Origin of the sequence: Paraburkholderia sediminicola (assembly GCF_046030555.1) — a bacterium.
Classification (GTDB): Bacteria; Pseudomonadota; Gammaproteobacteria; order Burkholderiales; family Burkholderiaceae; genus Paraburkholderia; species Paraburkholderia sediminicola_E.
Window position 1 is genome coordinate 64,806 of record NZ_JAQQCH010000027.1, and the last position, 12,926, is coordinate 77,731.

11 protein-coding genes are annotated in these 12,926 nt (G+C 61.4%); 4 read left to right on the top strand and 7 right to left on the bottom strand.

Annotation, left to right across the window (positions count from 1 at the left end; translation table 11 throughout):
- The first annotated feature begins 213 nt into the window (after positions 1–213).
- Positions 214–2,319, top strand: a complete 2,106-nt coding sequence (locus PQQ52_RS29210) for an FUSC family protein (protein ID WP_408219264.1) — start codon at positions 214–216, stop codon at positions 2,317–2,319.
- 140 nt (positions 2,320–2,459) lie between these two features.
- Here the strand turns inward: PQQ52_RS29210 and PQQ52_RS29215 are convergent, their stop codons facing one another.
- Positions 2,460–2,792, bottom strand: coding sequence for a GIY-YIG nuclease family protein (locus PQQ52_RS29215; RefSeq protein ID WP_408219266.1), 333 nt, complete (start codon positions 2,790–2,792; stop codon positions 2,460–2,462).
- A 10-nt stretch (positions 2,793–2,802) separates the two neighbouring features.
- Positions 2,803–3,972 carry a GNAT family N-acetyltransferase gene (locus PQQ52_RS29220; protein WP_408219268.1) on the bottom strand — a complete coding sequence of 390 codons (1,170 nt, stop codon included), beginning with the start codon at positions 3,970–3,972 and terminating at the stop codon, positions 2,803–2,805.
- A 131-nt stretch (positions 3,973–4,103) separates the two neighbouring features.
- Between PQQ52_RS29220 and PQQ52_RS29225 the strand changes: the two genes are divergently transcribed.
- Both PQQ52_RS29225 and glnK read left to right on the top strand, forming a co-directional pair.
- Positions 4,104–5,804 carry an NAD+ synthase gene (locus PQQ52_RS29225; RefSeq protein ID WP_408219271.1) on the top strand — a complete coding sequence of 567 codons (1,701 nt, stop codon included), beginning with the start codon at positions 4,104–4,106 and terminating at the stop codon, positions 5,802–5,804.
- A gap of 144 nt (positions 5,805–5,948) precedes the next feature.
- On the top strand, positions 5,949–6,287 hold the full coding sequence (gene glnK, locus PQQ52_RS29230) for a P-II family nitrogen regulator (protein WP_006048444.1): 339 nt from the start codon (positions 5,949–5,951) through the stop codon (positions 6,285–6,287).
- Between the two features lie 239 nt (positions 6,288–6,526).
- On the opposite strand, the gene PQQ52_RS29235 is transcribed toward glnK, so the two are convergent.
- The 5 genes from PQQ52_RS29235 to PQQ52_RS29255 all read right to left on the bottom strand — a co-directional run bounded on the left by PQQ52_RS29235 (position 6,527) and on the right by PQQ52_RS29255 (position 11,545).
- Positions 6,527–7,681, bottom strand: a complete 1,155-nt coding sequence (locus PQQ52_RS29235; RefSeq protein WP_408219273.1) for a porin — start codon at positions 7,679–7,681, stop codon at positions 6,527–6,529.
- Between the two features lie 592 nt (positions 7,682–8,273).
- Positions 8,274–9,053 (bottom strand): ABC transporter ATP-binding protein, encoded by a 780-nt coding sequence (locus PQQ52_RS29240; RefSeq protein ID WP_408219276.1) that lies wholly within the window; start codon positions 9,051–9,053, stop codon positions 8,274–8,276.
- A 49-nt stretch (positions 9,054–9,102) separates the two neighbouring features.
- Positions 9,103–9,816, bottom strand: coding sequence for an ABC transporter permease (locus tag PQQ52_RS29245; RefSeq protein WP_408219279.1), 714 nt, complete (start codon positions 9,814–9,816; stop codon positions 9,103–9,105).
- Positions 9,813–10,502 carry an ABC transporter permease gene (locus PQQ52_RS29250; protein ID WP_408219282.1) on the bottom strand — a complete coding sequence of 230 codons (690 nt, stop codon included), beginning with the start codon at positions 10,500–10,502 and terminating at the stop codon, positions 9,813–9,815. The genes PQQ52_RS29245 and PQQ52_RS29250 overlap by 4 nt, the downstream gene beginning before the upstream one ends.
- A gap of 266 nt (positions 10,503–10,768) precedes the next feature.
- Positions 10,769–11,545, bottom strand: a complete 777-nt coding sequence (locus PQQ52_RS29255) for an ABC transporter substrate-binding protein (protein WP_408219285.1) — start codon at positions 11,543–11,545, stop codon at positions 10,769–10,771.
- A 581-nt stretch (positions 11,546–12,126) separates the two neighbouring features.
- Here PQQ52_RS29255 and PQQ52_RS29260 point away from each other — a divergent pair.
- Positions 12,127–12,837, top strand: coding sequence for a pirin family protein (locus PQQ52_RS29260; protein ID WP_408219288.1), 711 nt, complete (start codon positions 12,127–12,129; stop codon positions 12,835–12,837).
- Positions 12,838–12,926: the final 89 nt, after the last annotated feature.

Consider the following 12,926-nt stretch of genomic DNA (forward strand, 5'->3'; position numbering starts at 1 on the left):
AGCCTGCAAGGGCCGCGCGGTTTTTTCATGGGTGGCGTTGTCAGAGCGTCCGTTCCAGCCCATAGACACAACGCATCAATGGGATGAACCGAAGGCATTTTTATATCTCAGTGTTAACCCTTAGCATTCGGCGACCGTAGCCGGTTTCCTGCTGGCGGGGTATTAATGCGCTGACGCAGCGCCAATGCGCGTTTTTGGGAGCCCACCGTCCGGATGCTGAATCGCAAGTCCAACCCTTCGTCGCCGCGCTGGTCGAGCCGCCTTTACGCGGCTCTATACGCGCTCGTCACCGCGATCTACCGCAGACGGCCGGTATGGATGGTTTCGTTTTCGACGAGCGAGGCCAATCTGTCGGAAGGACTGAGAGCCGCCTGTGCGTCCACGGCCATGCTGGTGCTTGGCAATCTGCTGCACGACCCGGCCTTCGCATGGGCCGCGATTGGCGCTTTCTGGACCTGTCTTGCCGACGCGGCCGGTTCGAATCGTGCGCGCTTCGCCTCGATGATGGGCTTCGCGCTTCTGTCTACCGTGTGCGGTGGCGTGACCGCCTTCGCATCGGGCGAGGGGACCGCGTTCGCGGCGCTCGCCATTCTGATATTCACAACGCTCGGCGGGTTCGGCAGGATCTGGGGGGCCGCGACATCGCAGGTGACGATTCTTGCCGCGACCGCCTGCGTCGTGATGGTCGACCGGCCGATGCACGACGTTCGCGAAGGCATGGCGTTTCTCGGCACCTACCTGGTCGGATGCCTGTTTGCCATTGTGCTGAGCTTGACGGTCTGGCGCATTCATCCGTTCGGCACGAGCCGCGCTTCGCTGCGTGCTGTGTATTTGCGTCTGGCTGACATCGCATTCGACAGCGCGCGCCTGCTCGAGCAGCGCGCAGCCCCTGGACAATGGGCCACGCATGCCGCGAAGTTTCGCGCCGATGCGCGGGCAACGCTTGAGCGCTCGCGCAAGGCGCTGGCGAACGTGCCGGACTCGAGAACGGCCGGCCGGGAAACCTACGACAATCTCCTCGCCTTGCTAACCGAGAGTGAAGCGCTCTTTGCTTATCTGATTGCGGTCACCGGTGCTTGTGAAAAAACGCCGGAAGACGCACGTCACGCCAGACGCGCGGCTCGTCTGCTGACCGGGATAGGCGAGGTGCTGCGAAGAATCGGCACGGCCACCAATGAAGCGCAATGGAACCGTCTCGCTGACCTGCAACGCCGTTTTCGCCGCCTCGCAAGACGGCTCGAATCCGCATTGATGGAACCGGTGACGTTGAAGTCTGATTTCGAACTGGTCGACTTCGCGCCGACGTACGCTGAGCCGCTGGGGTGGCCGGAGCGTGCCGCCAGACTGCTGACGCGGACATGGTCGACCCTCAAGGCGAACCTTTCGAGCCAGTCGGTCGGCTTGCGTCACGCTGCCCGTGTGGGCGTCACGACGACGGCGGGCTTTCTGGTCATACGGGCGCTCGGGCTTCCCTTCGGCTATTGGGCCACCATGGCGACGCTGCTGATCCTGCAACCGTCCATTGCCGCGACCTGGCCGAGGAGTATCGAGCGCGCGGCCGGGAGCATCGTCGGCGGTGTGCTGGCGGCAGGTATCGGCTACGCGATCCATTCGCCCATCGGCATTTCATTGGCGGTCTTTCCTCTGGTGGTGGCCACGATGGCGCTGCGCCCCGTCAGCTACAGCCTGTTCGTTCTGTTCCTGACGCCGACCTTTGTGCTCGTGGCCGACTTTGCGACGCCCGGCGCGAACGAATTCGCCTACGCGCTGACGCGACTCGGCAACAATGTGCTCGGCTGCGTATTGGCGCTGCTGGCAACGTTCTATCTGTGGCCGACGCGCGAGAAAGTCGACTATCGCGCCTACTTGGGCGAGGCGGTGCGAGCCAATCTCGGATATCTGAGGGCGGCACTGGAATCACCGGAGCGCAGCGAGAAGGACATGGAACGCTTGCGCCGAGCCGCCGGGTTGGGCAGCAATAACGCCGAGGAGGCGATTGGCCGTATTCGACTCGAAAAGCTCGAGGACTCGATGGTCGATACGGTGACGCTGACTGTGCTGAGCGTGTTGCGAAAAATGGCGGGAACGGCGACCCAACTGCGCTTGAGTATGAACCGGCGCGGCATGCACGATGAGCTCGGCGCGTGGATTGCCGCCACGAGCGCCGACATCGAGGCTGCCTTGAATCGAACCCTGCGCCCGATACGGCGCGATCTGCCTGCGCGAGAGCGGTTGACGTCGCTGGAGGCGGATGCGGTGGGGGAAATCGCGCTGATGCATCGGCTGCTGACTGAGCGGATGCGTGAGGCGAGGGGATAGCGGAAGCGGATAAGCGCAACCGCCCAACCAGCCATTTAATGGCGCGCAGCGCCACGGTCAACGCGCTAGAGCAAGCGAATGCGTGACAGGAAGCCAAACCGCTAAAAAGAGCGAATACCTTGAAGGTGCGCAAAGCGCAGTCAGGACGCGCCGCTTTCTTCTTCCTTTTCGTCGACGGCCACGGGCTCAGGCTCAGGCTCAGGCAGCGGCAGCACCGATTCGAGCGTACGCAGCCCCCCAGCCAGCGCCCGCTTTTCGGAAGGCGACAACCGCTTGACCCAATACTCCGCACTTGATGCACTCGAACGGTTCGCCAACTCGAACGACGCCAGCACCTGCACCGGCTTGCGCGAACGCGTATAACGCGCGCCCTCGCCGCTCACGTGTTTGTCGAAGCGCGCCTGCACGTCGGTGGCAATGCCGGTATAGACGCTGCCGTCCGAGCATTCGAGCAGATACAGAAACCACGCCATGGGTACGCTTTTAGCCTTTGAACGGGTTGTGTTCGCGCAGCTCGTCCACATACGCGTGGATGCTGTTCTTTTCGTTGTCGAGGAAGTGGCCGACCGCGTCGGCGAAGGCCGGATGCGCGAGCCAATGCGCCGAGCGCGTGACAGTCGGCAGAAAGCCGCGTGCCATCTTGTGCTCGCCCTGGGCGCCCCCTTCGAATGCCCCGAGCTTTTCTTCGATGCAGAATTCGAGCGGCTGATAGTACGCGGTTTCGAAGTGCAGGCAGGGCACGTGTTCCAAAGCGCCCCAGTAACGGCCATAGAGCGTGCCGCCGGTTTTCCCGTCGCGCTGGTAGACCACGAGCGAGCTGGCGATCGGCTTGCCTTCGTATTCGGCGATCACCAGCAGCAGATTTTCCGGCATCGACGCGCCGATCATCCGGAAGAAATCGAGGTTCAGATACGGACTCGAAAAGTGTTCGCGGTAGGTTTGCCGATAACACTTGCTGAAGAATCGCCAGTCGGCGTCCTGGATATCTTCGCCGCGAATCCGGCGCATCGTCACGCCGGCCTCCTGGACCTTGCGACGCTCCGCACGAATGTTCTTGCGCTTTTTCTGTTCGAGCGTGGAGAGGAAATCGTCGAAGTCGCGATAACCGTCGTTCAGCCAGTGGAACTGCACGCCTTCGCGCTGCATCATGCCCATCTCGGTCAGCGCAGCGCCTTCCGTTTCGGTCGGAAACAGCACATGCAGCGACGACACGTCGGCTTGCTCGGCGAACGCCATCAGCGTTGCGGCCAGATGCCGGAGCGCATGGGTATCCGCCGATAACAGCCGGTTGCCTTGCACCGGTGTGAACGGCACCGCGCACAGCAGCTTCGGGTAATACGGCAGACCGTTGCGTTTGTACGCGTCGGCCCAAGCCCAATCGAAGACGTATTCGCCGTACGAGTGTCCCTTCAGATACACGGGCGCGGCCGCCACGAGCTTGTCGGTGCGCGGGTCGGTGAGCGTGACGAATTGCGGCGCCCAGCCGGTATCGGCAACCGCGCATCGGGTCGCGTGCAGCGCGCTCAAAAACTCGTGCCGCAAAAACGGCGTGGGCTGCGCTTGCTGGGCGAGGAGGGCATTCCATTCAGCGGCATCCACCTCGGAAGGCGACGCCAGAATGCCCGTGCGATAATCAAAGCGTTCCTGGTTCAATCTGTGTGACTGTTCCCAATGAGCGACGCAGGCTTGTAGCGATGCGTCGTTCGTTTATCCGATTGTCCGTTGCCGTCGAGCTAACCAGCCGCGGTACTCGCAAGCCGTCTGGCTTGCCTGTCGATCCTGCCATGAAGACCCGAATCGCTCTTGCCCAAATCAATGTCACCGTCGGCGACTTCGCCGGCAATGTCGCGAAGATTGTCGCTGCCGCGCGCGCCGCGCACAACGATGGTGCGAAGCTGCTAATCGCGCCTGAACTCGCGCTATCCGGCTATCCGCCCGAAGATCTGTTGCTGCGTCCCGCGTTCTACACCGCGAGCGCCGCGGCACTCGCCGATCTGGCCGCGGAACTGAAGCCCTTCGCCGGCTTGCACGTGATCGTCGGCCATCCGCTGCGTGATGTTGCGCACAGCGCGGCGCACGGCCATGGTAATGCAAACGCGCCGATTGAGCGCGGCGTGCCGCCGGTCGATACCTTCAACGCGGCCTCGCTGATCGTCGACGGGGAAGTGGTCGGTACCTATCGCAAGCAGGATTTGCCCAATACCGAGGTGTTCGACGAGAAGCGCTACTTCGCTTCCGACCCGAAGCCGTTCGTGTTCGAACTGGACGGCGTGAAGTACGGCGTGGTGATTTGCGAGGACGCGTGGCACGCGTCGGCCGCGCAAATGGCGAAGGCGGCGGGCGCGCAAGTGCTGCTGATTCCGAACGGCTCGCCGTATCACCTGAACAAGGAAGCGGTGCGCTTCGACATTCTGCGCGCGCGGATTCGCGAGACCGGCTTGCCCATGGTCTACGTGAACATGGTTGGCGCGCAAGACGAACTGGTGTTCGACGGTGGCTCGTTCGTGCTAGACGGTGAAGGTCAGCTCGTCGCGAAGATGGCACAGTTCGAAGAGGGCAATGCGATCGTCGAGTTCGACAGCGGCAAACCGCTGGCCGGCGCGATCGCGCCAGAGCTCTCTTTGGAGGCGCAGGTGTACGCCGCGCTCGTGATGGGCGTGCGCGACTACATCAACAAGAACGGCTTCCCGGGCGCGCTGATCGGCCTGTCGGGCGGCGTGGATTCGGCGCTGGTGCTGGCTGTTGCGTGCGACGCGCTGGGCGCCGACCGCGTGCGCGCGGTGATGATGCCGTCGCGCTATACCGCGGACATTTCAACCACCGACGCCGCCGAGATGGCACGCCGCGTCGGCGTACGCTACGACGAAATCGCAATCGCGCCGATGTTCGACGCGTTCCGTGGCTCGCTGGCCGAAGAATTCGCGGGCCGCGCCGAAGACGCTACGGAAGAAAATATTCAGGCCCGCATCCGCGGCACGTTGCTGATGGCCTTGTCGAACAAGTTCGGCTCGATCGTGCTGACCACCGGCAACAAGAGCGAGATGGCGGTGGGTTACTGCACGCTCTACGGCGATATGGCCGGCGGTTTCGCGGTGATCAAGGATATCGCCAAGACGCTGGTCTACAAGCTGTGCCATTACCGCAACCAGGCCACGACCTTCGATAAGCAGGACGTGATCCCCGAGCGGATTCTGACGCGCGCGCCGTCGGCCGAACTGCGCGATAACCAGACCGATCAGGACAGCTTGCCGCCATACGAAGTGCTCGACGCGATCATGCGCATGTACATGGAAGAGGACCGCTCGCTGGCGGAAATCATCGCGGCCGGCTACGCGGTCGACGACGTGAAACGCGTCACGCGCCTCATCAAGATCAATGAGTACAAACGCCGTCAGGCGCCGATCGGCATTCGCGTCACGCATCGCGCGTTCGGCCGCGACTGGCGGTATCCCATTACATCGCGCTACACCGAACCGGTTCAGTGAGAAGCGAACGGCTGCTGCGGGCTTACTCGAAGCAGCCCAGAAGCGCGCGCCGGAATGCCGGAATGCCGCAACGCATCCAGCGCGGCGTAGAATCAAAATCATCCATTTCCCTTTCAACCTTCCAATCACGAGACGAGGTCCGCCATGAAGCGCATCACTGCAGTCATCAAACCGTTCAAACTCGACGAAGTGCGCGAGGCGCTCGCTGAAGTCGGCCTCACGGGGTTGACCGTTACTGAAGTCAAAGGCTTCGGGCGGCAAAAAGGCCACACTGAGCTCTATCGTGGTGCAGAGTATGTGGTCGACTTTCTGCCGAAAGTGAAGATCGAAGTAGTGGTCGCGGACAATCAGTGCGATCAGGTGATCGACGCGATCATCGGCGCGGCGCGCACCGGCAAGATCGGCGACGGCAAGATTTTCGTCGCGGACGTGGAGCGTGTGATCCGGATTCGCACGGGCGAGGAGAACGAAGCGGCGGTTTGAGCGGCTCGACTCGTACGGTTGAAGCGCAGAGTTAAAGCGCTGGTATTGACCCCCGCGTCACGCACGCACCGATCAGGTGCGCCGGGGCGGTGGCAAAACTGTGCGCACAAATAAAAAACGGTGCGATACCCTTTCGGACATCGCACCGATACGCGCCTCTCGCAGCAGCGTGAAAAAGATTCTCTTGAAGAACTCGTTACAGCGCCCCGAAGGAAATCCCCTCGGGGCACACCGTTCGATTAGAACGAGTGTTGAATACCTGCATACACACCCGACTGGCTGTGACCCGGCAGCGGGTTGTCCGTTGCGGTGGACGTGCCGGCATTGTCAGCATTCAGGCCGAAGTTGGCATTCTTGCTGTTGCGTGCCGTAGCGATCTGGATATCCAGCAGCGTGCGCTTGGACAGGTTGTACGAGCCGCCGATCGTGTAGATCGTCGCATTGCCTGCGCCATTGTTGCCGTTGACGTGATAGACCGCTGCGATCAGTGCTGCAGCCGGCGTTGCTTGCCACGTCACACCGCCCCATTCGTGATCGAGGGTGGTCGGCTGGCCCGGCAGAACGCCCGTAGCACCTGCCGAACGGACAGCCTGGAATGCGCCCTGAATCTTGAACTGGCCGAGGAACACGTTCACGAGAGCCGAGTATTCGCGCGATGCCGCGAAGATGCCGGTGGAGATGTTAGCCGCATTGGCCGGAGTGGCGGCAGCCGGACCGTACAGGACACCGTTGCCCGGGTTGCGAATTTCGTCATACAGGCCGCGAACCTGGAACAGCGAGTTCGTGTAAGTGACCTGTGCGCCAGCTTCGCGACCTTGAGCGGTCGTGCCGTTGCCGTTCCAGTTCGTTGCATTCGACAGGGCGTATTGACCGTAGAAGTCAAAGCCTGCGACCTTCGGCGACTGGTACGAAATGTTGTTGCTCGATTGCGGCCAGTTGCGGCCACGCACCAGCGACGCCGACGACCAGTTCGACTGACCGAACGGATCGAAGTCCCACACGCCATTCGAGATGAAGAGTTCGCGACCCAACAACAGCGTACCGAATGCGTCGTTCGACATACCGACCGTCGCCCAACGATTGAAGAGACCGCCGCCGCCAGGGCCCGTGCCGTTCATCGTGTTGAAGGAGCCTTCCAACTGGAACAGGACCTTGTTACCGCCACCGATGTCCTCAACGCCCTTCATACCCCACAGGCTGGTACCCCAGTCACCGCTTTCTGCTTTGAAACGGTTCGTGCTGCCAGTTGCCTGACCATTTGCACCGACGCCTTGCGGAACGCCCGACATGTATTCCAGGCCAGCGTCAAGGCGGCCGTACAGCGTCACGCTGCTTTGGGCGTGAGCAACTACACCGGCTGTCATTAGCGCAGCGGCGAGCAAAGCTTTCTTCATCTTCTCCTCCATACCCTGTCAAAAAGTGAAACCCAGTACTGCGAATGGTGTTCGGACGCAAGCGCGCCGAACAGAAATCGGTACCAGGGAGATTAGCGGGTGGATTGGGTCTCCTGCCGTGACGGATAGCCTCAGCGGGCTATTCTTTGCGTCATGCCGATCCCTCGCCGACCGGTTCTCCTCTGTTGCTTTGAAGTGAAACTACTTTTAATGAACTTTGTTTTGCTACTTTGGTTACTAATTTATCAAAAATACCCCTGGCTGGGAGAAGAAATTAGTACCGGCCTGGGCCGGTGTCTCCAAATTGCAATACGAATGTGCGCGAGGAAGCGTCGCAACGTCCCAAAAAAGCCGGGAAACCCTTATGCCGTAAGGGAATCACGGATTGGGACGAACAACGTTAAGGATTGCCACTATTGACGCTTCAAATGCGGCAGAGTAAGGCGGGGAGAGGGCGCCTTGGGCGTGGTTCAAGCCCATTTTCGAGGCCAGAACGGCCGGAATGCACAGGTGAGCGAAGTAAAAAAGGCGCTCGTAAGCGCCTTGTAATGCTACTTTGACTACAACCCAAATACCAGGTTACACGACAGTCTTATTTGAGGCTGCCGGAAAGGAATTGTTTGAGCCGTTCGCTCTTCGTGTTCCTGAAGACTTCGTCCGGATGACCTTCTTCTTCGACGCGGCCTTGATGCAGGAACATCACGTGATTCGACACGTTGCGCGCGAACGCCATCTCATGGGTGACGACGATCATCGTGCGGCCTTCTTCGGCAAGCGTCTGCATGACCTTGAGCACTTCGCCGACCAGCTCGGGATCGAGTGCGGAAGTCGGTTCGTCGAACAGCATGACATCGGGATGCATGGCCAGCGCACGCGCGATCGCCACGCGTTGCTGCTGGCCGCCCGACAGATGCGACGGGTACTGTTTCTCCAGGCGCGGTGCGAGGCCCACTTTCTCCAGATACTCACGCGCCCGCTCTTCGGCCTCCTTGCGCTTCAGACCCAGCACGTTGACCGGTGCCTCGATGATGTTCTCGAGCACGTTCATGTGCGACCACAGGTTGAAGTGCTGGAACACCATCGACAGCCTGGTGCGCACGCGCTGCAACTGTTTCGGATCGGAGACGCGCAAGGCGCCGTTCCTGGCGATCTGCGTGCGGACCTCTTCGCCGTCGACAAAGATGCGCCCGGAGTTCGGCTGTTCAAGGAAGTTGATGCAGCGGAGCATCGTGCTCTTGCCCGAGCCCGACGAGCCGATCACGCTGATAACGTCGCCGGCGTTGGCCTTCAGCGACACGCCCTTGAGGACTTCGTTGTCGCCGTACTGTTTGTGAAGCTCGTCAACGAAGAGCTTTTGCTTCTTGGTGTTCATCAGGATCCTTGGCGGGCTTACTTGCTTGGGGCGCGGTGCCCTTTCTTAATTACTTGCCTTGCGGCCGCAGGTAAGCGAGCCAGCGACGCTCCGCGCGGCGGAACAGCCACACGAGCGCAAAAGAAATAAACAGATAGAGCAGGGCGGCGAGGCCGAACGCATTGAACGACTGATACGTGGCCGAGTTCACGTCGCGCGCGATCTTGAGAATGTCCGGCACGGTCGCGGTGAACGCGACGGTGGTGGCATGCAGCATCAGGATCACTTCATTGCTGTAGTACGGCAATGCGCGGCGCAGCGCCGACGGCAGAATCACGCGCCGGTACAGCGTGAACGACGACATGCCATAGGCGCGCGCCGCTTCGATTTCACCATACGGCGTGGCCTTGATCGCGCCCGCGAAAATTTCGGTGGTGTACGCGCAGGTGTTCAGCGTGAACGCGAGCAGCGTGCAATGCATGCCGTCGCGGAAGAACGCGTTGGTCAGCTCGTGATTGCGGATGATCTCGAGGCTATACAAGCCGGTGTAGCAGAGCAGCAGTTGCACATAGAGCGGCGTGCCGCGAAAGATATACGTATACAGCCACACCAGGCCGGCCAGCCACTTCTTCTTCGACACGCGCGCGACCGCGAGGGGGATCGAGAGGCAGAAGCCGAGTCCGATCGACACCACCAGCAGCCACAGCGTGATCACGACGCCGGTGAGGCGGTAGCCGTCGCTATAAAGATAGTTGCGCCAGTATTCCTGAATGATCTCGATCATAGATCCGCCTTTCGTACGCCGGTCGAGTAACGCTTTTCGAGGTACATCAGCACGAAGTTGGACACTGTGGTGATGACGAGATAGATCGCCCCTGCGAGCAGGGTGAAGAAGAAGAACCGCAACGTGCCCTTGCCCGCGTCTTGCGAGGCTTTGACCACATCCGCGAGACCGATGATCGACACCAGCGCCGTGGCTTTCACCATCACCTGCCAGTTATTGCCGATGCCAGGCAGCGCGAAGCGCATCATCTGCGGGAACATGATCCGCGAGAACACCTGCCAGCTGCTCATGCCGTAGGCCGAGCCCGCTTCGAGCTGGCCGCGCGGCACCGCGAGAAACGCGCCGCGGAAAGTCTCGGTGAAGTACGCGCCGTAGATGAAACCCAGCACCGCGACACCGGCCACGAACGGGTCGATATCAATCTGGTCCCAGCCGAGCAGATCGGTCAGGTTGTTCAGCCAGATCTGGATGCTGTAGAACAGCAGCAGCATCAGCACCAGGTCGGGCACGCCGCGCACGAGCGTCGTGTAGACAGTGCCGACACTATAGGTAAAGCGATTCTTCGACAGTTTCGCCGCCGCGCCGAGCAGGCCCAGCACAAAAGCGAACGCCAGCGACAACACCGCCAGTTTGACGGTTTGCCAGGTGCCGTTAAGAAGCAGCGGGCCGTAGCCTTGAAGGAACATATGGGGTCCTTGACGATGCGCTTGTGGCGCACCGCGAAAGACGCGGCCAGCTCTGCGCCGCGTTTGCCGCGAGCCTGAGCTCGCCGTTTCCTGCGGCGCACAGCGCACCGCTGTGCAAATCATGACTGCATGACCGTTGCCAGTCTTGCAGCGCGCTTGTCGACTCTCGTTCTGAATCGGGGTTGAAGCTGCTTTTGAATCTCTTGCGACTGTATTACGAAGCCTCGGGAAAGCCCATGCGGGCGAGCCCCGAGTTAGTGACCATCTCAACGACCAGGATAAATATCGACGTCGAAGTACTGCTTCTCGAGCTTCCTGAACGTACCGTCCTGGTGCACTTGCGCCAACGCCTGGTTGAACATCGCTTTCAGCTCGACGTCATCCTTGCGCAGGCCAATGGCCGTGCCTTCACCGATTGTCTTTGGGTCTTTCACTTCCGGGCCGGCCCAGGCGAAGCCTTTACCGCGCGGCGTCTGCAGGAACCCGGCGTCGGCTTGCAATTCGTCCTGCAACGCGGCGTCGAGACGACCTGACGCGATGTCGGCATACACCTGATCCTGGTTCTGATAGGACACCACGGTCACGCCTTGGGGCTGCCAATACGCCTTGGCGTAGGCCTCCTGAGTCGAACCCTGCTCGACGCCGACATGCTTGCCCTTCAGCGATTCAGCCGTGGGCAGCAGCGGGGAGCCGGCTTTGGCGATCATGCGGGCCGGCGCATCGAACAGCTTGTCGGAGAAGTCGATCTGCTCGCGGCGCTTGTCCGTGACGGTCAGCGACGACACGATCGCGTCGAACTTCTTACCTTTCAACGCCGGGATGATCCCGTCCAGATCCTGCTCGACCCACACGCACTTGACGTTCATTTTCGCGCACAGCGCCTTCGTCAAATCGACGTCGAAGCCGACGACCTGGCCGCTGGCCGCCGTCGATTCGAACGGCGGATAGCTGGCGTCTACCCCGATGCGCACGGTTTTCCATTCTTTCGCCATCGCGCTGGTGGCCATGACGGCGAGCGCCACGCACAGTGCGGCCTTCTTCATGTTTCTCCTGGATCAAACTGATCGTCGTGGTGTGCCGATCTCGACGACCGCCGGCTCATGGCCGGCCGTCGCTATTCTAGGCGGTCAAAATTGTCGCGCCGCGTATGGGTTCGCTTCGGTCATGCCGACGTCTTTTCGGCGTTATCGAGGGAAATTGGCGAGGCGCTGAAACCCGTGGCTGCCCCGTCGCGGCCCAGGCAGCCGGGGCCGCCGGCGCGGCTTGAGCGTCCACGTGTCTCGAAAAGGGCGGTATTTTACCCGAACAAGGGCCGGGCGCCAGTGCCGGACGCCGCTGCCTGCCGGTGGCGGGGTGCATGCGTTGTGGATGCGCGACGTTGCCGGGGCGCGGTAGAGATACCTTTGGCGCGCGCCCATTCGCGCGCATTCAGGTTCATGATCGGCAAACAGGTGGCCAGTATTGAGAGAATGGCTGCCAGCCGCCGCTCAGGCAGTGCCGCGCGCCCGACCGCCGCACGATTGCACGGATTTATGAAACGATCCGGTGCACCGTTGCCGATTGTTTAGCGTGCTTCGCACCCATACATTCTGGGCATTGCTATTTACTCTCCCGGAGACACCCCATGATCGAGATTCGCCGTTCCGACGAACGCGGCCACGCCAATCACGGCTGGCTCGACTCGTATCACAGCTTTTCGTTTGCTGACTACCGCGACCCGCAACACGTGCATTTCGGACCGCTGCGGGTGATCAACGAAGACCGCATCGCCGGCGGGCAGGGCTTTGGCACGCACGGCCATCGCGACATGGAAATCGTCACGTATGTGCTCGAAGGTGCGCTCGCGCACCGCGACAGCATGGGCAACGGCTCGACCATCCGCCCCGGCGACGTGCAGCGCATGAGCGCCGGCACGGGCGTGCAGCACAGCGAATTCAATGCATCGCAGGACGAGGCGGCGCACCTGCTGCAGATCTGGGTGATCCCGCAACGCGCGGGCGACCAGCCCAGCTACGAGGAAAAACGCTTCGACGATGCCGATAAGCGCGGGCGTCTGCGCGTGATCGCCTCGCCTGACGGCCGGGACGGTTCCGTCACGATTCATGCGGATGCCTCGATCTACGCGGCGCTGATCGACGGCGCGGAACAGGCTACCTTCACGTTGCCGAAAGGCCGGCTGGCGTATGTGCACGTGGCGCGCGGCGCGCTGACTGTGAATGGCGAAGCGCTCCAGGCCGGCGACGCCGCCAGGCTCAGCGAGACTGATCGGGTGATGCTCGAAAAGGGCCAGAACGCTGAAGTGCTGCTGTTCGATCTCGGCCCGCTCAACGGATAAGTGCGGGTAAGCGCCCATCACCGGCGGTTCCATTCCTCGGCCGACGGTTGATGGGTGCCGGTGCTATCTGGGAGCTGCCAGGTGCCAGA